Raw genomic sequence first — 23,313 nt, forward strand, 5'->3', positions numbered from 1 at the left:
TTCATTGAATCTTTGCTGCTCTATTGATATAATCAGTGCTAGTGTATATTGGCGAGACTATTAGGAGTTGAGAACATAGATGAACAAAGAAGAAAGAGCAAAAAGACAGTCCAAAATTCGTAATTTCTCTATCATTGCTCATATTGACCACGGAAAATCAACGTTAGCAGACCGTATTTTAGAGAAAACAAACGCGTTAACACAACGTGAAATGAAAGCTCAATTGCTTGACTCTATGGATTTAGAGCGTGAGCGTGGTATTACAATTAAATTAAACGCAGTACAGTTAACGTATAAAGCAAAAGACGGTGAAGAATATATTCTTCACTTAATTGATACACCAGGACACGTCGACTTTACGTATGAAGTATCTCGTAGTTTAGCGGCTTGTGAAGGTGCAATTCTTGTAGTAGATGCAGCGCAAGGTATTGAAGCGCAAACGTTAGCAAACGTATACTTAGCGCTTGATAACAATTTAGAAATTTTACCGGTTATTAATAAAATCGACTTACCAAGTGCAGACCCAGAACGTGTACGTCAAGAGGTAGAAGATGTAATCGGTTTAGATGCATCAGAAGCTGTACTTGCTTCTGCAAAAGCTGGGATTGGTATTGAAGAAATTTTAGAACAAATCGTTGAAAAAGTACCAGCACCAACAGGTGATTCTGAAGAGCCGTTACAATGTATGATTTTTGACTCTTTATATGATCCGTACCGCGGTGTAATTGCTTATATCCGTGTTGTAAATGGAACGGTAAAAGTTGGCGATAAAGTACGTATGATGGCAACTGGTAAAGAATTTGAAGTAACAGAAGTAGGTGTATTTACACCGAAGACTACGCAACGTGATGAGTTAACTGTAGGTGATGTAGGATTCTTAGCGGCATCGATTAAAAATGTTGGTGACACACGTGTTGGTGATACGATTACACATGCGAAACGTCCAGCTGCAGAGCCGTTAGCAGGTTATCGTAAATTAAACCCAATGGTATTCTGTGGTTTATATCCAATTGATTCTGCACGTTACAACGACTTACGTGATGCGTTAGAAAAATTAGAGTTAAACGATTCTGCACTTGAGTTTGAACCAGAAACGTCTCAAGCGCTAGGATTTGGTTTCCGTTGTGGTTTCTTAGGACTTCTTCACATGGAAATTATTCAAGAACGTATTGAACGTGAATTTAAAATTGACTTAATTACGACAGCGCCAAGTGTTATTTATAAAGTTTATTTAACAAATGGTGAAGATGTTATTGTTGATAATCCATCTAATATGCCAGATCCACAGTCTATTGATCGTGTAGAAGAGCCGTTTGTAAAGGCTTCAATTATGGTTCCGAATGACTATGTTGGAGCTGTAATGGAAATTTGCCAAGGGAAACGTGGAACGTTTATTGATATGCAATATTTAGATGAAACACGTGTTACACTAACATATGAAATTCCGTTATCAGAAATCGTATATGACTTCTTCGATCAGTTGAAATCAAATACGAAAGGATATGCATCGTTTGACTACGAGTTAATTGGTTATAAACCATCTAAACTTGTGAAAATGGATATTCTTTTAAATAATGAACAAGTCGATGCTTTATCATTTATCGTGCATCGTGATTCAGCGTATGACCGTGGTAAAGTAATCGTAGAGAAATTAAAAGACTTAATTCCAAGACAACAGTTCGAAGTACCAATTCAGGCGACTATCGGAAACAAAGTTGTAGCGCGTTCTACAATTAAGGCGATGCGTAAAAACGTACTTGCGAAATGTTACGGTGGTGATATTTCTCGTAAGCGTAAACTTCTTGATAAGCAAAAAGAAGGTAAAAAACGTATGAAGTCTGTTGGTTCTGTAGAAGTACCGCAAGAAGCATTCATGGCTGTACTGAAAATGGATGACAACTAATAATTGATTGTTATTTCATGCGAATTGATATAAAAAAGAAGTCGTTTATACGGCTTCTTTTTTATATCATTACTTTTTAGACAACGTAGCTGCTCTCATTTACAATAGTGAGAGAGCTTTTTAGTTCATATAGAGTTAGGAGTTTGTTAATGTCCGAAAATATTCGAAAAGATATTCACGAGAAAATACAAAATGGCAATTTTAATTGTGAAAAGGAATTGACGCTTTCTATTATTAGTGGGAAGTGGAAAGTTGTGATACTGTGGCATCTTGGTGTGGAAGGGCCGCATCGTTTTAGTGAGTTACAACGATTATTCCCGAGTATTTCTCATAAAGTTTTGTCGAACCAATTAAAAGAGTTAATGGAGGATGGGATTGTTGACCGAACAGTATACCCAGAAATTCCTCCGCGAGTGGAGTATTATATGACGGAATTAGGCATGTCGCTTTTACCGATCGTTGAAATGATGTATGATTGGGGAAAAATGCGGATGGAACAAATTCGTAATACGTTAGAGAAGTAAAGATTCCTCCCAAGCGCGGAGGTTTTCTTTTTAGAAAGGTAGGAGTTATATTTGGTGCAAGCTGCATATATTCATATTCCGTTTTGTCAGCATATTTGTCACTATTGTGATTTTAATAAAGTGTTTATTGAACGCCAGCCGGTCGATCAATATTTAGAGTATTTAGAGAAAGAGATAATAAATACAGTCCAAAAGGTACCGTTTGATAGTATGAAAACGATTTTTGTTGGTGGAGGAACTCCGACAGCGTTAAATATGGAGCAAACAAAAAAGTTACTAGATATTATAAACCGTCGTTTACGTCCATTTGCCCCCAATTGTGAATTAACATTTGAAGCGAATCCGGGTGATTTACCGAAAGAAAAGTTAAATGTATTGCTAGAAGGTGGAGTGAACCGAATTAGTTTTGGTGTGCAAACATTTCGAGATGAATTGCTTGAGAAAATTGGACGCAAGCATACGAGGGAAGATGCGTTTGTAGCAATTAGAGAAGCGCAGGAAGTAGGCTTTAAAAATATAAATGTAGACATTATTTATGCTCTACCAGGGCAGACGATAGAAGATGTAAAAGAAACGTTAGATATTGCTTTTACGCTCGGTGTACAACATTTCTCGGCCTATTCATTAATTGTGGAACCGAAAACTGTGTTTTATAACTTAATGAATAAAGGTAAATTAAGACTTCCAGGTGAAGACCATGAAGCGAAAATGTATGAAATGGTAATGGATGAAATGGAGAAACACGGCTATACCCAGTATGAAATTAGTAATTTCTCAAAAGGTGATAATGAAAGTAGACATAATCTCACATACTGGAATAATGAAGAGTATTATGGATTTGGAGCTGGAGCGCATAGTTATGTAAATGGAGAACGTATCCAAAATGTAGGGCCGCTCAAGCAATATTTTAATAAAATTGATGAAACTGGATTTCCGTATTTAGATGTTCACGCGGTGACGGAGAAAGAAAGAATGGAAGAAGAGTTGTTCTTAGGGCTTCGAAAAACAAAAGGTGTATCTAAAATAGCGTTTCAAAAGAAATTTAATATGGAAATGAATCAGGTTTTTGCGAAGCAGTTACAAAGTAACCAAGAACAAGGGTTGCTTGAAGAGAGTGATGGGTATGTTCGTTTAACGCGAAAAGGAAAGTTATTAGGGAATGAAGTATTCCAATCATTTTTGATTGACTAATTAAATGTTCCATTAACGTGAAAAAGTTTCATTATTTCGTGACGTTTCCGTTGACAATTGAATGTCAATTTTGGTAAGTTATTAATAGATTTAGCACTCAAAGACAAAGAGTGCTAACAGAGGTGATGATGAGATGCTTACGGAACGTCAGCTCTTAATTTTACAAACAATTATTGATGACTTTATTGGATCAGCGCAACCTGTTGGGTCGAGGACGTTGGCTAAGAAAGATGAAATTACGTATAGTTCAGCTACTATTCGAAATGAAATGGCTGATTTAGAGGAACTGGGATTTATTGAGAAAACGCATAGTTCTTCAGGGCGTGTTCCTTCTGAAAAAGGATATCGTTTTTATGTAGACCATCTTTTAGCGCCGCAAAACTTACCGAACGATGAAATTGTACAAATAAAAGATTTATTTGCTGAAAGAATTTTTGAAGCGGAAAAGATTGCACAGCAATCGGCTCAAATTTTATCAGAGCTTACGAATTATACGGCCATTGTTCTTGGACCGAAGTTAAGCACAAATAAACTTAAAAACGTACAAATTGTACCGCTTGATCGTCAAACTGCAGTCGCTATTATTGTAACGGATACAGGGCATGTACAAAGCAAAACGATTACCGTTCCGGAATCTGTTGATTTATCAGATTTAGAAAAAATGGTTAATATTTTAAATGAAAAGCTGTCGGGCGTACCAATGGCAGAACTGCATAACAAAATCTTTAAAGAGATTGTTACAGTTTTACGTGGGTATGTTCATAATTACGATAGTGCAATAAAAATGTTAGATGGTACATTTCAAGTTCCTTTATCGGAAAAGATATACTTTGGAGGAAAAGCAAATATGCTTTCGCAACCAGAGTTCCATGACATTCACAAAGTAAGATCCTTGCTGACGATGATCGATAATGAAGCCGAGTTTTATGACATTTTGCGTCATAAACAAGTAGGTATTCAAGTGAAAATCGGTAGGGAAAACTCTGCGACGGCCATGGAAGATTGTAGTTTAATTTCTGCAACATATTCGATTGGAGAAGAGCAGCTTGGAACAATTGCTATTTTAGGTCCGACAAGAATGCAATACTCTCGGGTAATTAGTTTGTTACAGTTATTTACGAGACAATTTACTGATGGACTTAAAAAGTAAATGAGAGTAATACATTCGCTCAAGTAATGAAATTTTCATTGCTGTGTGTAATATATAATGCTTAGGTAATTGTGTTCAGCATAATACCTAATACCTTTTAAGGAGGTGAATATTGTGGAAGAGCGTAACGAACAAGTGGTAGAAGAAGTAAAAGAAGCGCAAGTTGAAGAAGCTGTCACGACAGAAAACAGTGAAAAAACTGTAGAAGAAAAAAGTGAGGCTGCTCTTTTACAAGAAAAAGTAGATGAGTTACAAGCGAAACTAACGGAAACGGAAGGTCGCACATTACGTCTACAAGCTGATTTTGAAAATTATAAGCGTCGTGTCCAAATGGATAAACAGGCTGCTGAAAAATATAGAGCACAAAGTCTAGTTTCAGATATTTTGCCAGCTCTTGATAATTTTGAAAGAGCGATGCAAGTGGAAGCAACTGATGAGCAAACGAAATCCTTGTTACAAGGTATGGAAATGGTGCATCGTCAATTGTTAGAAGCGCTGACTAAAGAAGGTGTTGAAGTGATTGAAGCTGTTGGTAAACAGTTTGATCCTAATGAACACCAAGCTATTATGCAAGTGGAAGATAGTGAATTTGAATCAAACGCGGTAGTTGAAGAATTCCAAAAAGGCTATAAACTAAAAGACCGTGTGATTCGCCCATCAATGGTAAAAGTAAATCAATAATTTACATAAAAGTAGGAGGATTCGCCATGAGTAAAATTATCGGTATTGACTTAGGTACAACAAACTCTTGTGTAGCTGTTATGGAAGGTGGAGAACCAAAGGTTATCCCAAATCCAGAAGGAAACCGTACAACACCTTCTGTTGTAGCTTTCAAAAATGAAGAGCGTCAAGTTGGGGAAGTTGCAAAGCGTCAAGCAATTACAAACCCAAATACAATCATGTCTGTTAAACGTCATATGGGTACAGACTACAAAGTAGAAGTTGAAGGTAAAGATTATACACCTCAAGAAATTTCTGCAATCATTTTACAAAACCTAAAAGCTTCTGCTGAAGCATACTTAGGTGAAACAGTTACGAAAGCTGTTATTACAGTACCTGCATACTTCAACGATGCAGAACGTCAAGCAACAAAAGATGCTGGTCGTATCGCTGGTTTAGAAGTTGAGCGTATCATTAACGAACCAACAGCAGCAGCGCTTGCTTACGGTTTAGAAAAACAAGATGAAGAGCAAAAAATCTTAGTATATGACTTAGGTGGCGGTACATTTGACGTATCTATCCTTGAGTTAGCAGACGGAACATTCGAAGTTATTTCAACTGCTGGTGACAATCGTCTTGGTGGAGATGACTTTGACCAAGTTATTATTGACCACTTAGTAGCTGAGTTCAAAAAAGAAAATAACATTGATTTAAGCCAAGATAAAATGGCACTTCAACGTTTGAAAGATGCAGCTGAAAAAGCGAAAAAAGATCTTTCAGGTGTAACACAAACACAAATTTCATTACCATTCATTAGTGCTGGAGCTGCTGGTCCATTACACTTAGAATTAACATTAACAAGAGCGAAATTCGAAGAGCTTTCAGCAGGGCTTGTTGAAAGAACGTTAGAGCCAACTCGTCGTGCATTAAAAGACGCTGGTTTTGCTCCAAGCGAATTAGATAAAGTTATCCTTGTTGGTGGATCTACTCGTATCCCAGCTGTACAAGAAGCTATTAAACGTGAAACTGGTAAAGAACCATATAAAGGTGTAAACCCTGATGAAGTTGTAGCATTAGGTGCTGCAGTTCAAGGTGGCGTACTTACTGGTGATGTAGAAGGCGTACTATTATTAGACGTAACTCCACTTTCTTTAGGTATTGAAACTATGGGTGGTGTGTTCACGAAATTAATCGAGCGTAACACTACAATTCCAACAAGTAAGTCACAAGTATTCTCAACAGCTGCTGATAACCAACCGGCAGTAGACATTCACGTATTACAAGGTGAGCGTCCAATGTCAGCTGACAACAAAACATTAGGTCGTTTCCAATTAACAGACCTTCCACCAGCACCACGTGGTATTCCACAAATCGAAGTAACATTCGATATTGATGCGAACGGTATTGTTAACGTACGTGCAAAAGACTTAGGAACAAGCAAAGAGCAAGCTATTACAATCCAATCTTCTTCAGGTCTTTCTGATGAAGAAGTAGATCGTATGGTACAAGAAGCAGAAGCAAATGCTGACGCTGACCAAAAACGTAAGGAAGAAGTTGAACTTCGTAACGAAGCTGACCAACTTGTATTCCAAACGGATAAAGTTGTAAAAGATTTAGAAGGTAAAGTGGATGCAGCTGAAGTTGCAAAAGCAACAGAAGCGAAAGAAGCATTACAAGCTGCGATCGAGAAGAACGAGCTTGAGGACATCCGTGCGAAAAAAGATGCTTTACAAGAAATCGTACAACAATTAAGTGTTAAATTATACGAGCAAGCTCAAGCAGCTGCAGGGCAAGCAGAAGGTGCACAAGGAGCACAAGATGCTGGCGCGAAGAAAGACAATGTAGTAGACGCTGAGTTTGAAGAAGTAAAAGAAGATAAGTAATATAAATAAGTAAGATGACAAAAAGTCAAAGTCAAGCGTGCCTTGGCTTTGGCTTTTTTCATGAATGAGAAGGAAAGTGTGAGGTTCTTAAGTTTTTAACTTTGCATACTGTAAGTGAGGAAACTTTGTTGCAAAGCACTTTCTTTCGGTGTTAAAATTACGTTTATGTGAAAGATTCGGGGGTTGTAAATTTATGAGTAAACGAGACTATTACGAGGTCCTTGGACTTAGCCAGGGTGCTTCAAAAGATGAAATAAAAAAAGCGTATCGTCGTTTGGCTAAAAAATACCATCCAGACGTAAGTAAAGAAGAAAATGCAATTGAAAAGTTTAAAGAAGTACAAGAAGCATACGAAGTATTAAGCGACGATCAAAAGCGCGCACAATATGATCAATTTGGTCATGCTGGTGCAAATCAAGGTTTCGGTGGCTTTGGCGGCGGAGGAGACTTCGGCGGTGGCTTCGGTTTCGAAGATATCTTTAGTTCGTTCTTTGGCGGCGGTGGCGGTAGACGTCGTGATCCAAATGCTCCGCGTCAAGGTGCTGACTTACAATATCAAGTTACTTTAGAGTTTGAAGAAGCTATTTTTGGTAAAGAATTAAATGTCGAGATTCCAGTAGAAGATCCATGTGATACTTGTAAAGGTAGTGGAGCGAAACCAGGAACTTCAAAAGAAACATGTAAACATTGTTCAGGTTCAGGGCAAGTAAGTGTAGAACAAAATACACCATTTGGTCGTATCGTAAACCGTCAAGCTTGTGGTCATTGTTCAGGAACTGGTCAAATGATTAAAGAAAAATGTACGACATGTCACGGTTCTGGTAAAGTACGTAAACGTAAAAAAATCAACGTTAAAATTCCAGCAGGTATCGATAATGGTCAACAAATCCGTGTATCTGGAAAAGGTGAAGCGGGTGTAAATGGCGGACCGGCAGGAGATTTATATGTTGTTGTTCATGTAAGAAATCATGAATTCTTTGAGCGTGAAGGAGATCACATTATTTGCGAAATGCCATTAACATTTGCGCAAATGGCACTTGGTGCTGAAGTGGAAGTTCCTACTGTTCATGGGAAAGTGAAGCTGAAAATTCCAGCAGGAACACAAACAGGAACAGAATTCCGCTTAAAAGGAAAAGGTGCTCCGAACGTACGTGGATACGGTCAAGGAGATCAATATGTAGTCGTTCGTGTTGTTGTACCGACGAAATTAACTTCACATCAAAAAGATTTATTACGTGAATTTGCGGGACAAGAAGAGCAGGATGATAGTTTATTTGGAAAGCTTAAACGTGCTTTCAAAGGGGAATAATGGAAATAAAAAATGGAGTTGGTAAATTGTGAAATGGTCAGAAATTAGTATTCATACAACAGAAGAAGCAGTAGAAGCTGTCTCTCATATTTTACATGAAGCTGGTGCTAGTGGAGTTGCGATTGAGGATCCAGCGGAATTGACGAAAGAGCGCGAGCAACAATATGGTGAAATTTATGCATTGAACCCAGATGAATATCCGGCGGAAGGTGTATTAATAAAAGCATATTTCCCGCAAACGGATTCTTTACATGAAACGATTGCAGGTGTAAAATCATCTATTGATATGCTTCCATCTTACGACATCGAAATTGGTACTGGAAATATTACAGTTAACGAAGTCAATGAAGAAGATTGGGCTACCGCTTGGAAAAAATATTACCATCCAGTACAAATTTCTGATACATTCACAATTGTGCCGACGTGGGAAGAATATACACCATCTTCTCCGGAAGAAAAAATTATTGAATTAGATCCAGGTATGGCGTTTGGGACAGGAACTCATCCGACAACAACGATGTGTATTCGTGCTTTAGAAAAAACAGTTCAGCCAGGTGACACTATCATTGATGTAGGAACAGGTTCTGGTGTACTTAGTATTGCAGCGGCAAAATTAGGTGCGTCTTCTGTTCAAGCGTATGATTTAGATCCGGTTGCAGTTGAAAGTGCAGAAATGAATGTACGTTTAAATAAAACAGATGATATCGTGTCTGTTGGGCAAAATAGTCTTTTAGAAGGCATTGAAGGTCCTGTTGATTTAATCGTAGCTAACTTATTAGCAGAAATTATTCTATTATTCCCTGAAGATGCAGCAAGAGTTGTGAAATCGGGTGGATTATTTATTACATCCGGCATTATTGCAGCGAAGGAAAAGGTAATTTCTGAAGCGTTAGAAAAAGCTGGATTTACAATTGAAGAAGTGTTACGAATGGAAGATTGGGTAGCAATTATTGCACGAAATGCGTAATATAGATTTTAGTCTATAATGAAAAGGGGAGTCTCTCACTATAAGGTGAGGGACTTGCCGTTTGTTATATGAAAAATGATAACGTTTCGTTCTTTTCGTAAGTGTTGACTTACGAAAGGAACGAAACTCTACTAAGGTGATTATATGCAACGTTATTTTGTAGAAGAAAAATATGTAAATGAGACAAGTATTCGCATTGTAGGTGATGACGTACATCATATCGCAAGAGTGATGCGTATGTCAGCTGGTGATCACATTTACTGCTGTGTAAACGGAAAAACAGCAGTATGTTCAATTGATGAAATTACCAGTGAATTTATTAATACGGCTATTGTAGAATGGGTAGAGGCGTCAAGTGAACTTCCTGTTTTCGTGACGATTGCAAGTGGACTGCCGAAAGGAGACAAGCTAGAGTTAATTTTCCAAAAAGGAACTGAGCTTGGGGCAGCTGCATTCTTACCATTTCAAGCATCTCGATCTATCGTAAAATGGGATGCGAAAAAAGCTGATAAAAAAGTTGAGCGTTTAAGAAAAATTGTGAAAGAAGCTGCGGAACAATCGCATAGAAGCGAAATTCCAGAAGTACATGCTCCGGCATCGTTTAAGCAATTGCTTTCAATGAGTAATGAGTATGATGTATGTCTCGTTGCGTACGAAGAGGAAGCAAAACAAGGTGAGAAGTCCAATTTTGCTAAAGCTTTAACGACGATGAAACCAGGTCAAAAACTATTGATTGTATTTGGACCAGAAGGTGGTTTAGCGGAGGAAGAGATTACTACGCTTAGTGAACATAAATTTGTACCATGTAGTTTAGGACCAAGAATTTTAAGAACAGAAACGGCGCCGTTATACGCGTTAAGTGCTGCTTCGTATCATTTTGAATTGATGGGGTGATGATCAATGTCAACTGTTGCGTTCCATACGTTAGGTTGTAAAGTAAACCACTATGAAACAGAAGCCATTTGGCAATTGTTTAAGCAAGGTGGATATGAAAGAACTGAATATGAAAAGAAAGCTGATGTATATGTTATTAATACATGTACAGTAACGAATACGGGAGATAAGAAAAGTCGTCAAGTTATTAGACGTGCTGTTCGTCAAAACCCGGATGCGGTTATTTGTGTAACGGGATGTTACGCACAAACATCTCCAGCGGAAATTATGGCGATTCCAGGTGTAGATATTGTAGTTGGTACACAGGATCGTGAAAAGATGTTAGGATACATCGAAGAATTCCGCAAAGAGCGTCAACCAATTAATGCTGTCCGCAACATTATGAAAACACGTGTATACGAAGAACTGGATGTACCTTATTTCACGGATCGTACACGTGCATCTTTAAAAATACAAGAAGGCTGTAATAACTTCTGTACATTCTGTATTATTCCTTGGGCACGCGGTTTAATGCGTTCTCGTGATGGAAAAGAAGTTATTAAACAAGCACAGCAATTAGTAGATGCAGGCTATAAAGAAATCGTCTTAACAGGTATTCATACAGGTGGGTACGGCGAAGATATTAAAGATTATAATTTAGCTGGATTACTTCGTGATATGGAAGCGGAAGTAGGCGGATTAAAACGTCTTCGTATTTCTTCTATTGAAGCGAGTCAGATTTCAGATGAAGTAATTGAAGTGTTAGATAAGTCAGAAGTAGTTGTGCGTCACTTACACATTCCGTTGCAATCTGGATCTAATACTGTATTAAAGCGTATGCGTCGTAAGTATACGATGGAATTTTTCCAAGAGCGTTTAGATCGTTTGAAAGAAGCGTTACCAGGCCTTGCGATTACATCGGACGTAATCGTTGGTTTCCCAGGTGAAACGGAAGAAGAATTCATGGAAACATACAATTTCATTAAAGAGAACCGCTTCTCTGAGTTACACGTGTTCCCTTACTCAAAACGTACAGGAACACCTGCAGCGCGTATGGAAGATCAAGTTCCTGAAGATGTGAAGAACGATCGTGTTCACCGCTTAATTGAACTATCTAATCAATTAGCGAAAGAGTATGCGTCACAGTTTGAAGGAGAAGTACTTGAAATTATTCCAGAAGAACAATTTAAAGAGGGCGACCGTGAAGGGTTATATGTAGGTTATACAGATAACTACTTGAAAATTGTATTTGAGGGTTCAGAAGAATTAATTGGTAAACTAGTGAAAGTGAAAATCACGAAAGCTGGTTATCCATATAACGAAGCGCAATTTGTTCGTGTTCTTGAAGATGATGTAAAAAAAGAATCAGCAAGCGCATAAAGTGAAATTTTAATCAGCGGGGGATGAATCCCCCGCTGATTATTAGCCTTCACCAATCGGGCTTTTACGGGCGGCACGATCCCCACCTAACTTCTTTGTTTTGGCTGAATTTTGAGGTGGGGGTCTTACTGCCTGGTAAATAGTGGGTAAAAAAGCATGCAAACGGAAACGATTTGCATGCTTTCTTTTTTAGTGGAGAAGTTAAGTACTGAAAATGTACGAAATGCGTAGTTGTGTCGTATATTGCTATATGAAAAAAGGTGTCATGACAAAAATATAGTTGTCTTCAGGAGAAAGGATAACAGCTATCTGCATAGTTTTTGAAAAAGGAAGAGCATCTATTCTTCTTTTATTCTGCCAAATAGTTGACCTGAAGTGATAAAATGTATTATAATCGTAAAAGACATGCTGAAGAAGTGTTTCTTTTTGCATGCTGAAGTTAGTATGTAAGTGTGATGTTTCGGAGGGAGGGAAAGAGAATGTCAAAAACAGTCGTTCGTAAAAACGAGTCTTTGGAGGATGCACTTCGCCGTTTTAAAAGATCGGTTTCTAAAACTGGTACACTTGCTGAAGCAAGAAAGCGCGAGTTTTATGAAAAACCAAGTGTAAAACGTAAGAAGAAATCTGAAGCGGCAAGAAAGCGTAAATTCTAAGAGAGGGTGTAAGTTATGAGTCTTCTCGGTCGTTTAAACGATGATATGAAACAAGCGATGAAGAATAAACAAAAAGAAAAATTAACCGTCATTCGTATGGTTAAGGCTGCTTTACAAAATGAAGGTATTAAACTGCAACATACTCTTACTGAAGAAGAGGAATTAACAGTTTTAGCTCGTGAAGTAAAACAGTATAAGGACTCCCTCCTTGAATTTAAAAAAGCTGGTCGTGAAGACCTTGTTGATAAACTGCAAAGTGAAATTCAGATTTTAAGCGCATATTTGCCGGAGCAATTAACTGAAGAAGACCTGGTTGAGGTAATCAAGCAAGTTATTTCTGAAGTTGGTGCGACTTCTAAAGCAGATATGGGTAAGGTGATGACTGCTGTTATGCCGAAAGTAAAAGGTAAAACAGACGGATCACTTGTGAATAAGCTGGTTATCCAGCTATTAGCATAAAAAAACGTCTCATTTCGTATGAGACGTTTTTTTATGCTTTTTTTCAGTTTGGACGTGATATTACAAGCTCTTTTTTCATACATATGGGATGAGAGGGGGTCTTTTGAGATGAAAAAATTAGAACAAATGAAGAATTGGTTAACGAAGCAAATAGACCTGCCAGTGGATGTGCTAATGGATCTACCTCGGATCACGCTTGTTGGGCAAGTGCATATCTATATAGAAAATCATCGAGGTTTATTAGTATTTTCAGATAAAGAAGTAAGATTGTTGTTAAAGCATGGTCAATTATTAATTAAGGGGCAATCCTTTGTTATTAAGACAATCCTTCCAGAAGAACTTTTGCTTGAAGGGATAATTGAGCAAGTGACGTTTTTGGAAAACGAACAGAAAGAGAAGTGAGGGAAACTTCCGTATGTGAAGTTTTTCTTCTTTATTCTAACAATTTGACCCTACTATTTAGTTTATTCTCGCTATTTATGGAAAATAAAACTCTTTATTTCATTTTCGTACGAGCTATTTTACTAATTAAAGTGAAAAGTAGTGTGTCTACTTTGGGAAAGGTAGTGAAGGTAGTAGATGAAAAATAAATGGTTTATAAAGTGGCTTGGGTATGTAAAAGTACGAATTGAAGGTAGAGGAGCAGAGCGGTTCGTTAACGAATGTGTACGTAGGAAATTATTAGTTTGGGACGTTAAGAAAATTGCTGATGAAACGTTAGTTTTTTGTATGCTATTACGAGATGTGAAAAAAATTAAGCCGATTTATAGAAAAAATGAATGTAAACTATATTTTATTGGGCGTTACGGTTTTCCTTTTTTGAATAAGCGTTTAATTAAAAATAGTGGATTTTTAATTGGTTTTTTAATTTTCTTTTTTGGTATGATTGCATTATCGAATATGGTTTGGAAAATTGAAATTACAGGAGCAAAACCTGAAACAGAATATATATTGTTGAAAGAATTGGACAAAATGGGTATTAAAAAAGGGAAATTACAATTCCAAATGCCTAGTGTAGAAGATGTACAACGTCATTTGACAGATAATATTAATGCGATTACTTGGGCGGGACTAGAAATAAGAGGAACGACGTACCATTTTAAAATTGTTGAAAAAAACGAACCGAAAAAAGAAAAGGAACAAAGGCCGCAAAATTTAGTGGCTAAAAAAGAAGCAATTGTTACAAAAACATTTGTTGAAGTAGGAAAACCAGTCGTTTTAAAAAATGACCATGTAGAAAAAGGACAACTTCTCGTATCAGGGATATATGGTAATGAGGAGAGTCCGACGATTGTTTCGGCGAAAGGTATTGTATATGGAGAAACGTGGTACACATCTCAGGTGAATGTGCCGCTAAAGACACAATTTCAAGTATATACTGGCAATACGTATAATGAGCATTACCTTACATTTGGAAGTGTGAAAATAAAAATATGGGGATTTCAACATGATAAGTATAAACGCTCTCGTACGGAAAGTGTAAAACATGATGTGAAACTATTTGGTTTTACACTGCCGATCGCGTACGAAAAAGATATCGTGCGAGAAGAGGAAGAAGCAAATCGAGAATATACAGAAAAACAGGCAATGAAAGTAGCGAAAGAGATGGCTGAAAAAGAACTAAAGAAAAAATTGGATGAACATGCTATGATTGTAAGTGATAAGATTTTGAGTAAAGAGGTTGAGGCGGATCAACTAAAAGTCACATTGCATTATACTGTGATCGAAAATATTGCAGAGTCACAACCAATATCCGAATCCGATATTCAAGGAGACTGAGTAATGGCAGAACAATTAGTAGAAATGAACCAACAATTGGAAAATACTAACGAAGCAATCGCTCTTTTTGGAGTCAATGATGCTCATTTGAAAGTAATTGAACGGGAACTGAATGTATCGATTGTAACAAGAGGTGAAACTGTTCATGCATCTGGAGCAGTTGAAACTGTGACACTCGTAGAAAAAATCTTACAGCAATTACTTGTTGTTATTCGAAAAGGTGTATCGATTGCAGAAAGAGATGTTGCGTATGCAATTCAGCTCGCACAACAAGGGAAAATTGCTCAATTTGAAGAGTTATATGAAGAAGAAATCTTTAAAACGGCAAAAGGTAAATCCATTCGTGTAAAAACAATGGGGCAAAGAAGATATATTCATGCAATGAAGAAGAATGATATTGTATTTGGAATAGGACCTGCTGGGACTGGGAAAACATACTTAGCTGTAGTAATGGCTGTGAGAGCTTTAAAGCAAGGGTATGTAAAGAAAATTATTTTAACGAGACCGGCTGTAGAAGCTGGAGAAAGTTTAGGTTTTTTACCAGGAGATTTGAAAGAGAAGGTAGATCCGTATTTACGTCCATTGTATGATGCATTGCACGATATTCTTGGACAAGAATATACGCAGCGTATGATGGAACGAGGTGTAATTGAAATCGCGCCTCTTGCTTATATGAGAGGGCGTACGCTTGATGATTCATTTGTTATTTTAGATGAAGCGCAAAATACAACGGGTGCACAAATAAAAATGTTTTTAACAAGATTGGGTTTTAGTTCTAAAATGGTTATTACAGGGGACCCTTCACAAGTAGACTTACCAAAAGGGGTAAAATCAGGGCTTTCGCTAGCTTCTAACATTTTATCTGGTGTATCAGGTCTTTCGTTCATTACGTTAGAACAAACGGACGTTGTGAGGCATCCACTGGTGCAACGTATTATTGAGGCATATGATAAAATGGAATGATCCTATTTGTCAGGATCATTTCTTTTTGTATTAAGGTTGGCGAACGACATATTTTTTACTATCATAAAAGATAAGAGAAATAAACTATAGGTACTGGTGTATCAAAATATTACCTAAAGGTATCGTTGACTAGAAGAAATGAAAGCTATAAATAGTTTCACTTTATTTCTGGAGAGGAGAAGGTATTGAAATCATGTTAAGATCTCAAGAAATTTCTAAGTGGTTTCGTAATTTACAACATTCGAAAAAACTAAGTTGGATTTCTTACGTTTTATTAGGGGCAGTGCTGTTTTTTGCACTTATGAATAATGTAAAACCAGAGCAATTAGATGTTGATATGTATTCTATTGCAAAAAAAACAATTCATTCTCCTATTAAAATTGAAGATAAGGTTATAACGGACAGAAAAAAACAAGAGGCCGCTCAAAAAGTTGGGGATCAATATACATATAGAAGTGAATATAAACAAAATAGAGTAGATATTGTAAATGATGTTTTTGCCAAGGTAAATGAAGTAATTCAAGAAATGAAAGCTGCTGGACCTGAAGAGCAAAAAAAGATGACCGATGCAAATAAATTAGAAAAGCTGAAGAAGAAGTTGCCGTCTAATTTAACAAAGGAATTATCTGATGAGAATTTATTATACTTTATTAATGCAGAACCGGATCAATTAGAATTAGCAAAGAACGCGGCTTTAACGTCTGTTAGTGTTATTATGGGTGGAAATATTAAAATGTCCGAAGAAATAGCAGCAAAAGAGCGGTTTGTTAATGAAATGAAAAGCCTCAATGTGAATAGCGGATTGAAGGAAGCTGTGAATGCGCTAGGATCATATGCGATTACAGCAAATTATTTTTATGATCCGGCTGTAACGAAAGAGAAGAAGAAAGCGGAAGAAGATTTAGTTCCACCGGTTTATATTCTTCAAGGACAAGTTATTGTTAGAGAAGGTGAAACAATTTCAAGTGATATGTATAATCAGTTGAAATTAGTTGGTTTATTAGAGAAAGGTAATAGTTTTCAGCCTTATGTTGGATTAGCAGTGCTCATCGGTGTGTTACTGTACTTTATGCATAAGCAGTTTGAAGTATTTTTACAGCGTAAAAGAGAAGATAGACCGTATATTTTAGCGTATATTACAATTTTGTCTATCACGATTGTTTTAATGAAAACGATTAGTTTGTTTCAAAAGCTTGAATATGCAGGGATTGCGTATGTTGTCCCAGTTGCGATGGGAACAATACTTGTAAAACTAATGATTGGCGATCGATTTGTATTTTTAACAAGTATGATTTTTTCTGTGTGCGGAAGTATTATGTTCAATGAAGGGGTAACAAGCACACTGAATTATAGTGTAGGTATTTATGTGTTATTAAGTTCATTATCAGTAAGCATTTTCTTAAGAGAAAAAAATCGTCGTACGATGATTTTGCAAGCTGGTATACTCGTTTCTATCTTAAATGTAGTCGTCTTAGCGGCGCTATTATTATTACGTAATGGGAATTTTTCACCTCTTGAAATTGGAACGCAATTATTGATGGCTTCCGTTTCAGGAATTATCTCATCCGTTTTAGCTATGGGGATATTACCATATTTAGAGAGTGGACTTGGAATTGTATCAAGCATGAAGCTTATGGAACTATCAAGTCCGAATCATCCGCTTTTGCGTAGAATTTTGTTAGAAGCGCCAGGAACATATCACCACAGTGTAATGGTAGCGAATCTTTCTGAGGCAGCTTGTGAAGCGGTTGGAGCAAATGGTGTATTAGCACGTGTAGGGGCGTATTATCATGATGTAGGGAAAACAGTACAACCGCAATTCTTTATTGAAAACCAGATGGGAATTGAAAATCCACATGATAAATTAGATCCTGTGACAAGTAAAGATATTATCATTGCCCATGTAACAGATGGAGTAAAAATGCTCGAAGAATACCATATTCCGCAAGAAATTATCGATATTGCTGGACAACACCATGGTACAACACTGCTTAAATATTTTTATTATAAGGCGATTAAAGAAGATAAAGAAAAATATACAGAAGAGATGTTCCGTTACCCGGGCTCAAAAGCAACTTCTAAAGAATCGGCAATCGTTGGTATTGCTGATAGCGTTGAGGCGGCGGTACGTTCTATGAATCACCCAACGCCAGATCAAATTAATAATTTAGTACAAAGTATTATTAAAGATCGCTTGCAAGATGGGCAATTTAGTGAATGTGATTTGACGTTTAAGGAACTACAAATCGTTGGAAAAACGTTATGTGAAACGTTAAATGGTATTTTCCATTCGCGTATTACATATCCGGAACCACCGGAAGAGAAGGAGAAAGAATGAGTTTATTAATTGATTTCATTGATGAAACAGAAGAAGTGAAAGAAGAATATGTGAATTTAATTCGTGAGATATTAGGAACAGCGGCTCAAATTGAAAAAATAGAGGCTGGTGCGGAGTTATCAGTGACATTTGTAGATAACGAACGCATTCGCGAGATTAATCGTGATTATCGAGATAAGGATCAGCCTACTGATGTCATTTCATTTGCTATGGAAGAAATGGGAGAAGGAGAAATGGAAATTGTAGGTGCAGAGATGCCACGTATGTTAGGCGACCTTATTATTTCTATTCCGAGAGCGAAAGAACAAGCTGAAGAGTATGGGCATTCTTTTGATCGTGAACTTGGCTTTTTAGCGTTACATGGCTTTTTACATTTACTTGGTTATGACCACATGACAGAAGAGGATGAAAAAGAAATGTTTGGAAGACAAAAAGAAATTTTAGAGGCATTTGGCTTAGGTCGATGAAAAAAGGAAAACTTATAAATAGTTTTGGATATGCTATAGCAGGTATATTCTTTTGTCTTCGTCATGAACGAAATATGAAAATTCATTATTTAGCCGCAGTCATTGTTATATGCTGCGGCTTTTATTTCCATATTACGAAAGTAGAGTGGATGATATTACTTATTGTAATAGGAATTGTAATGAGTTTAGAAATGGTAAATACGGCTGTGGAAAAAACAGTAGATTTAGCGACTACCGATATACATCCGTTTGCGAAAATTGCAAAGGATGTCGCAGCGGGAGCAGTTTTATTGTTTGCGATAATAGCCGTTATAATTGGTGCTATTATCTTTTTACCGTATGTGGTATAGTTGCATTCCAAAGCTTTTATTAAGCTTTGAAAGTGCCGTAAAGGCCTTTAATAAGAGAGTGTATCTATTCACAGCTGTGAACAGGAAGGATGCGGGAATATGAATAGTGAACAATTAATTCAAGAAGCAATCGAAGCGCGTAAAAAAGCGTACGTACCATATTCTAAATTTCAAGTAGGTGCAGCATTATTAACACAAGATGGAAAAGTATATCGTGGATGTAATGTTGAGAATGCATCATATGGCTTATGTAATTGTGCAGAAAGAACAGCTTTATTTAAGGCGGTTTCTGAAGGAGATAAAGAGTTTGTAGCTATCGCGATTGTGGCGGACACAAAGCGTCCAGTACCTCCTTGTGGAGCATGTCGACAAGTTATGGTAGAATTATGTAAACAGGATACGAAAGTATACCTATCAAATCTACATGGTGACGTTCAAGAGACGACAGTCGGAGAGTTGTTACCAGGAGCATTTTTAGCGGAGGATTTACATGAATAGAAAAGGTTATAAATCAGGTTTTGTCTCTATTATTGGCAGACCGAATGTTGGGAAATCTACATTTTTAAATCGTATTATCGGCCAGAAAATTGCCATTATGAGTGACAAACCACAAACAACTCGTAATAAAATTCAAGGCGTATATACAGAAAATGATTCACAAGTAATTTTCATTGATACACCAGGAATACATAAACCTAAACATAAATTAGGCGACTTCATGGTGAAGATGGCTCAAACGACATTAAAAGAAGTTGATATTGTTCTGTTTATGGTCAATGCGGTTGAAGGATTTGGTCGTGGTGAGGAATTTATCATTGAGAAATTAAAAGAAACGAAACAACCAGTATTTTTAGTAATTAATAAAATCGACCAACTTCATCCAGAGCAATTATTAGAGTTAATTGATCAATACCGCAAACTACATGAGTTTGCAGAGATTGTACCAATTTCTGCATTAGACGGTAATAATGTGGACGCTTTAATTGGAACAATTAAAAAGTATTTACCAGAAGGACCACAATACTATCCAGATAATCAAGTAACGGATCACCCAGAGAGATTTATTATTGCAGAGCTTATTCGTGAGAAAGTACTACATTTAACACGTGAAGAAGTGCCGCATTCTGTGGCTGTTGTTATCGATGCAATTCAAAAACGCGAAGGCGGGGCAGTTTATATCAATGCAACGATTGTTGTGGAACGTCCATCGCAAAAAGGGATTATTATCGGAAAACAAGGGAAGATGTTAAAAGAAGTTGGTAAGCGAGCTCGTTTTGATATTGAAGCATTACTTGGTTCTAAAGTATTTTTAGAAGTATGGGTAAAAGTGCAAAAAGATTGGCGTAATAAAATGTCTCAGCTTCGTGACCTTGGTTTCCGCGAAGACGAGTACTAAAATAGAGTAAAGCTGTAATCAGCGGATGTTTTGTTCATCCGCTGATTATTGGTTTTTATGAGTTTTGATAAATTAGGAAAAATTTTTCTCACATGAAAATGGACAAAATGGGTCAATTTAATAACAACAAAGGAAATTGGTTTATAGGCTACGCTTATTGAGAAAGGTGGATTCTTATGCTAGATTTTACCTGGAAGTTTTTCTCCAAAACAGGAAGCATTGAAACGTACTTGCTTTTGAAAGAAATGGAAAAAGACGTAAACGATGAGATGGATCAACATGAAGAGGAGCTAGCGCATCTAGACTCTCCAATTTCTTGACCCGTTTTGTTCAAACCTTGGATGGTGACGAACATGTTTCAAAAAGTTGAGGGCATCATTATCCGTACGACAGATTACGGAGAAACGAACAAGATTGTTACAATATTCTCAAGAGAATTGGGTAAGGTAAGTGCAATGGCAAGAGGAGCGAAAAAACCGAAAAGCCGGTTAGCATCTGTTTCGCAACTTATGACACATGGTAATTTTCTTATTCAAATGGGATCTGGACTTGGAACTTTGCAACAAGGCGAGATTATTTCAACTATGAAAGAAATTCGCGAGGATATATTTTTAACTGCTTATGCATCATTTATTATTGAGTTAACTGATAAAGCAACAGAAGATAAAAAACATAATCCATATTTATTTGAAATGTTATATCAAACGTTGCATTATATGTGTGAGGGTGTTGATCCAGAAGTATTATCATTAATTTATCAAACGAAAATGCTTCCGGTATTAGGGATGCGCCCGTACTTTGATACATGTGCGATTTGTCATCAAGAAACAGATTTTGTCGCCTTCTCTGTTCGGGAAGGCGGTTTTCTGTGCTCGCGTCATGCTGAGCAAGACCAGTATCGCATACCAGTGGGGGAAGCTGTTCATAAATTGTTACGTCTTTTCTACCACTTCGATTTACATAGACTTGGCAATGTATCAGTGAAGGATAGCACAAAAAAACAAATGCGTTTAGTATTGAATACATATTATGATGAATATTGCGGGATTTATTTGAAATCAAGACGTTTCTTAGAACAACTTGATAAGTTTCAAATATAATTTTGGGCCGTATACGGTCCTTTTTACATCCTATCTTTTTCGAATAGCATATTTAGTATATAATATTTAAGAGATAGTATAACTTTTTTCGTTGTGCATTAAAGGTGGTGATTATCATAGAGCTGAATAAACGGCAAGAACATATCATTCAGATTGTAAAAGATCACGGTCCTATTACAGGGGAGTCAATTGCTGCGCAATTGGGATTAACACGTGCAACGCTAAGACCAGACTTAGCAATTTTAACGATGGCTGGTTATTTAGAAGCGCGTCCACGCGTAGGTTATTTTTATACGGGTAAAACTGGGGGGCAGCTATTATCTGAAGCTGTTAAGAAAATTAAAGTACAAGATTATCAATCTAGACCAGTTGTAATTGATAAAAATGTATCAGTATACGATGCGATTTGTACTATGTTTTTAGAGGACGTAGGTACATTATTCGTTGTAGATCAATCGACTCTATTAGTTGGCGTTGTATCTCGTAAAGATTTATTACGAGCTAGCCTAGGAAAGCAGGATTTAACCTCTCTTCCGGTTAATATTATCATGACAAGGATGCCAAATATTGCGATGTGTCGTAGAGAAGATTCTTTATATGATATTGCGATGGAATTAATAGAAAGACAGATTGACGCGATGCCAGTTGTAAAAGATACGAAACAAGGTTTAGAAGTGATTGGACGAATTACAAAAACAAATATTACACGTGCGTTTGTAAACTTAGTAAATAACGAATAAGTGTAATTTGTTTAAAGTGAGGTAATGTAATGGATAATAAAATCGTATATGTCGTATCTGACTCTGTTGGAGAAACGGCTGATTTGGTTGTTCGAGCGGCAATGGGGCAATTCCCATTTGCTCCTGATATTAGACGTGTACCGTATGTAGAAGATACAGGGACATTAAAAGAAGTGATTTCGATTGCTAAGAGCAATCAAGCGCTTATTTGTTTTACGTTAGTAAAGCCTGACATGCGTCAGTATTTAGTGACAGAGGCTGCAAAAGAGGGCGTAGAAGCATATGATATTATCGGGCCTCTAATTGATCAAATTGAAGAAATTACAGGGCAAGTGCCGAGATATGAGCCGGGTGTTGTTCGTAGATTAGATGAAGAATACTTTAAAAAGATTGAAGCGATTGAGTTTGCTGTAAAGTATGATGATGGTAGAGACGCACGTGGTATTTTAAAAGCAGATATCGTATTGATTGGTATTTCACGCACATCAAAAACACCACTTTCTCAATATTTAGCTCATAACAAACGCTTGAAAGTTGCTAATGTACCACTCGTACCAGAAGTAGATCCGCCTGAAGAATTATATCAAGTGGCTAAAGAAAAATGCTTCGGTTTGAAAATTACGCCAGATAAGTTGAATCATATTCGAAAAGAGCGATTGAAATCACTTGGACTAAGTGACGGTGCAACATATGCCAATATTAATCGTATTAAAGAAGAAATTGATCACTTTGAGAATGTAGTTAGTAAAATAAATTGTCAAGTAATTGATGTATCGAATAAAGCGATTGAAGAAACAGCCAACATTATTGTGAATGCAGTGCAAAACCAAAAAATGTTTTAGCACATTTACCAAAGGTGAATGTGCTTTTTTCGCTCGTGAGAAACACAATGCCTGTTGATTTCGTAATAGATTATAGCGGAGTGGTTATACTTATATTCTTCTGTCTTTTTATTATGCTAAAGGCACGGTTTCTTTATCCTGAAATAGAAGATGAAAAAATAAAGGGATATGTAGCGTAGTTGAAGAAAATATATTATAATAAAAAATTGTGATAAAAACCTATATTTTACGTTTAGACTTTAATTTTTCAGAATAAACTAGGGATAGGATTTACGAAAAGACATGTAATTACGTTAAATCGACAAAATCTATACAAGAAAACGCACATTATGGAAGGATTCGCAGAAGGGATGTAGAATACAGAAATATGCAAAACATCAATATCG

General features: G+C 36.8%; 24 protein-coding genes. All 24 read left to right on the top strand.

Annotated features, from left to right (window positions below; genetic code table 11):
- Positions 1–79: 79 nt before the first annotated feature.
- The 24 genes from lepA to FS742_RS12110 all read left to right on the top strand — a co-directional run bounded on the left by lepA (position 80) and on the right by FS742_RS12110 (position 22,927).
- A complete protein-coding gene (lepA, locus tag FS742_RS11990) occupies positions 80–1,903 on the top strand; it encodes an elongation factor 4 (RefSeq protein ID WP_144612543.1) in 1,824 nt (607 codons plus the stop codon).
- Positions 1,904–2,052: 149 nt separating this feature from the next.
- Positions 2,053–2,427, top strand: a complete 375-nt coding sequence (locus tag FS742_RS11995) for a winged helix-turn-helix transcriptional regulator (RefSeq protein ID WP_001293536.1) — start codon at positions 2,053–2,055, stop codon at positions 2,425–2,427.
- Between the two features lie 51 nt (positions 2,428–2,478).
- A complete protein-coding gene (hemW, locus tag FS742_RS12000) occupies positions 2,479–3,618 on the top strand; it encodes a radical SAM family heme chaperone HemW (RefSeq protein ID WP_144612544.1) in 1,140 nt (379 codons plus the stop codon).
- A gap of 133 nt (positions 3,619–3,751) precedes the next feature.
- On the top strand, positions 3,752–4,768 hold the full coding sequence (gene hrcA, locus FS742_RS12005) for a heat-inducible transcriptional repressor HrcA (protein WP_000954956.1): 1,017 nt from the start codon (positions 3,752–3,754) through the stop codon (positions 4,766–4,768).
- A 114-nt stretch (positions 4,769–4,882) separates the two neighbouring features.
- A complete protein-coding gene (grpE, locus tag FS742_RS12010; protein ID WP_144612545.1) occupies positions 4,883–5,449 on the top strand; it encodes a nucleotide exchange factor GrpE in 567 nt (188 codons plus the stop codon).
- 26 nt (positions 5,450–5,475) lie between these two features.
- A complete protein-coding gene (gene dnaK / locus FS742_RS12015) occupies positions 5,476–7,311 on the top strand; it encodes a chaperone protein DnaK (RefSeq protein ID WP_073516545.1) in 1,836 nt (611 codons plus the stop codon).
- 193 nt (positions 7,312–7,504) lie between these two features.
- The gene (gene dnaJ, locus FS742_RS12020; RefSeq protein WP_000043953.1) at positions 7,505–8,620 is read left to right on the top strand and encodes a chaperone protein DnaJ; all 1,116 of its coding nucleotides are present in this window, start codon (positions 7,505–7,507) and stop codon (positions 8,618–8,620) included.
- Positions 8,621–8,648: 28 nt separating this feature from the next.
- On the top strand, positions 8,649–9,587 hold the full coding sequence (gene prmA, locus FS742_RS12025; protein ID WP_097819253.1) for a 50S ribosomal protein L11 methyltransferase: 939 nt from the start codon (positions 8,649–8,651) through the stop codon (positions 9,585–9,587).
- A 144-nt stretch (positions 9,588–9,731) separates the two neighbouring features.
- A complete protein-coding gene (locus FS742_RS12030; RefSeq protein WP_144612546.1) occupies positions 9,732–10,481 on the top strand; it encodes a 16S rRNA (uracil(1498)-N(3))-methyltransferase in 750 nt (249 codons plus the stop codon).
- A 6-nt stretch (positions 10,482–10,487) separates the two neighbouring features.
- A complete protein-coding gene (mtaB, locus tag FS742_RS12035; RefSeq protein ID WP_000108686.1) occupies positions 10,488–11,840 on the top strand; it encodes a tRNA (N(6)-L-threonylcarbamoyladenosine(37)-C(2))-methylthiotransferase MtaB in 1,353 nt (450 codons plus the stop codon).
- Positions 11,841–12,319: 479 nt separating this feature from the next.
- The gene (gene rpsU / locus FS742_RS12045) at positions 12,320–12,493 is read left to right on the top strand and encodes a 30S ribosomal protein S21 (protein WP_000048061.1); all 174 of its coding nucleotides are present in this window, start codon (positions 12,320–12,322) and stop codon (positions 12,491–12,493) included.
- A gap of 15 nt (positions 12,494–12,508) precedes the next feature.
- Positions 12,509–12,952, top strand: a complete 444-nt coding sequence (locus FS742_RS12050) for a GatB/YqeY domain-containing protein (protein ID WP_144612548.1) — start codon at positions 12,509–12,511, stop codon at positions 12,950–12,952.
- Between the two features lie 108 nt (positions 12,953–13,060).
- Positions 13,061–13,354 carry a sporulation protein YqfC gene (gene yqfC / locus FS742_RS12055; RefSeq protein WP_144612549.1) on the top strand — a complete coding sequence of 98 codons (294 nt, stop codon included), beginning with the start codon at positions 13,061–13,063 and terminating at the stop codon, positions 13,352–13,354.
- A 177-nt stretch (positions 13,355–13,531) separates the two neighbouring features.
- On the top strand, positions 13,532–14,731 hold the full coding sequence (yqfD, locus tag FS742_RS12060; protein WP_144612550.1) for a sporulation protein YqfD: 1,200 nt from the start codon (positions 13,532–13,534) through the stop codon (positions 14,729–14,731).
- Positions 14,732–14,734: 3 nt separating this feature from the next.
- On the top strand, positions 14,735–15,694 hold the full coding sequence (locus FS742_RS12065; protein ID WP_144612551.1) for a PhoH family protein: 960 nt from the start codon (positions 14,735–14,737) through the stop codon (positions 15,692–15,694).
- A 193-nt stretch (positions 15,695–15,887) separates the two neighbouring features.
- Entirely contained in the window at positions 15,888–18,032 is a 2,145-nt protein-coding gene (locus FS742_RS12070; protein WP_144612555.1) for an HD family phosphohydrolase, read from the top strand.
- Positions 18,029–18,499, top strand: coding sequence for an rRNA maturation RNase YbeY (ybeY, locus tag FS742_RS12075; RefSeq protein WP_144612556.1), 471 nt, complete (start codon positions 18,029–18,031; stop codon positions 18,497–18,499). Before FS742_RS12070 ends, ybeY begins: the two co-directional genes overlap by 4 nt.
- Complete coding sequence (locus FS742_RS12080; protein ID WP_144612558.1) at positions 18,496–18,849, top strand: diacylglycerol kinase family protein; 354 nt, start codon at positions 18,496–18,498, stop codon at positions 18,847–18,849. The genes ybeY and FS742_RS12080 overlap by 4 nt, the downstream gene beginning before the upstream one ends.
- 99 nt (positions 18,850–18,948) lie before the next feature.
- A complete protein-coding gene (locus tag FS742_RS12085; protein WP_144612560.1) occupies positions 18,949–19,347 on the top strand; it encodes a cytidine deaminase in 399 nt (132 codons plus the stop codon).
- Positions 19,340–20,245 carry a GTPase Era gene (gene era / locus FS742_RS12090; RefSeq protein WP_048531222.1) on the top strand — a complete coding sequence of 302 codons (906 nt, stop codon included), beginning with the start codon at positions 19,340–19,342 and terminating at the stop codon, positions 20,243–20,245. Before FS742_RS12085 ends, era begins: the two co-directional genes overlap by 8 nt.
- A 176-nt stretch (positions 20,246–20,421) precedes the next feature.
- Entirely contained in the window at positions 20,422–20,565 is a 144-nt protein-coding gene (locus tag FS742_RS12095; protein ID WP_000883924.1) for a YqzL family protein, read from the top strand.
- A gap of 33 nt (positions 20,566–20,598) precedes the next feature.
- Positions 20,599–21,345, top strand: a complete 747-nt coding sequence (recO, locus tag FS742_RS12100) for a DNA repair protein RecO (RefSeq protein WP_144612562.1) — start codon at positions 20,599–20,601, stop codon at positions 21,343–21,345.
- Between the two features lie 107 nt (positions 21,346–21,452).
- Positions 21,453–22,085 carry a transcriptional regulator CcpN gene (locus FS742_RS12105; RefSeq protein ID WP_000583758.1) on the top strand — a complete coding sequence of 211 codons (633 nt, stop codon included), beginning with the start codon at positions 21,453–21,455 and terminating at the stop codon, positions 22,083–22,085.
- Between the two features lie 29 nt (positions 22,086–22,114).
- Positions 22,115–22,927 (top strand): pyruvate, water dikinase regulatory protein, encoded by an 813-nt coding sequence (locus FS742_RS12110; protein WP_144612564.1) that lies wholly within the window; start codon positions 22,115–22,117, stop codon positions 22,925–22,927.
- Positions 22,928–23,313: the final 386 nt, after the last annotated feature.

Origin of the sequence: Bacillus cereus (assembly GCF_007678085.1) — a bacterium.
GTDB classification, from domain to species: domain Bacteria; phylum Bacillota; class Bacilli; order Bacillales; family Bacillaceae_G; genus Bacillus_A; species Bacillus_A cereus_BE.

Bases quoted from the DNA above. Each gene is read 5' to 3' on its own strand.
- lepA (WP_144612543.1), top strand. From the start codon at position 80: ATGAACAAAGAAGAAAGAGCAAAAAGACAGTCCAAAATTCGTAATTTC.
- FS742_RS11995 (WP_001293536.1), top strand. From the start codon at position 2,053: ATGTCCGAAAATATTCGAAAAGATATTCACGAGAAAATACAAAATGGC.
- hrcA (WP_000954956.1), top strand. From the start codon at position 3,752: ATGCTTACGGAACGTCAGCTCTTAATTTTACAAACAATTATTGATGAC.
- dnaK (WP_073516545.1), top strand. From the start codon at position 5,476: ATGAGTAAAATTATCGGTATTGACTTAGGTACAACAAACTCTTGTGTA.
- dnaJ (WP_000043953.1), top strand. From the start codon at position 7,505: ATGAGTAAACGAGACTATTACGAGGTCCTTGGACTTAGCCAGGGTGCT.
- FS742_RS12030 (WP_144612546.1), top strand. From the start codon at position 9,732: ATGCAACGTTATTTTGTAGAAGAAAAATATGTAAATGAGACAAGTATT.
- mtaB (WP_000108686.1), top strand. From the start codon at position 10,488: ATGTCAACTGTTGCGTTCCATACGTTAGGTTGTAAAGTAAACCACTAT.
- rpsU (WP_000048061.1), top strand. From the start codon at position 12,320: ATGTCAAAAACAGTCGTTCGTAAAAACGAGTCTTTGGAGGATGCACTT.
- FS742_RS12050 (WP_144612548.1), top strand. From the start codon at position 12,509: ATGAGTCTTCTCGGTCGTTTAAACGATGATATGAAACAAGCGATGAAG.
- yqfC (WP_144612549.1), top strand. From the start codon at position 13,061: ATGAAAAAATTAGAACAAATGAAGAATTGGTTAACGAAGCAAATAGAC.
- yqfD (WP_144612550.1), top strand. From the start codon at position 13,532: ATGAAAAATAAATGGTTTATAAAGTGGCTTGGGTATGTAAAAGTACGA.
- FS742_RS12065 (WP_144612551.1), top strand. From the start codon at position 14,735: ATGGCAGAACAATTAGTAGAAATGAACCAACAATTGGAAAATACTAAC.
- FS742_RS12070 (WP_144612555.1), top strand. From the start codon at position 15,888: ATGTTAAGATCTCAAGAAATTTCTAAGTGGTTTCGTAATTTACAACAT.
- ybeY (WP_144612556.1), top strand. From the start codon at position 18,029: ATGAGTTTATTAATTGATTTCATTGATGAAACAGAAGAAGTGAAAGAA.
- FS742_RS12080 (WP_144612558.1), top strand. From the start codon at position 18,496: ATGAAAAAAGGAAAACTTATAAATAGTTTTGGATATGCTATAGCAGGT.
- FS742_RS12085 (WP_144612560.1), top strand. From the start codon at position 18,949: ATGAATAGTGAACAATTAATTCAAGAAGCAATCGAAGCGCGTAAAAAA.
- era (WP_048531222.1), top strand. From the start codon at position 19,340: ATGAATAGAAAAGGTTATAAATCAGGTTTTGTCTCTATTATTGGCAGA.
- FS742_RS12095 (WP_000883924.1), top strand. From the start codon at position 20,422: ATGCTAGATTTTACCTGGAAGTTTTTCTCCAAAACAGGAAGCATTGAA.
- recO (WP_144612562.1), top strand. From the start codon at position 20,599: ATGTTTCAAAAAGTTGAGGGCATCATTATCCGTACGACAGATTACGGA.
- FS742_RS12110 (WP_144612564.1), top strand. From the start codon at position 22,115: ATGGATAATAAAATCGTATATGTCGTATCTGACTCTGTTGGAGAAACG.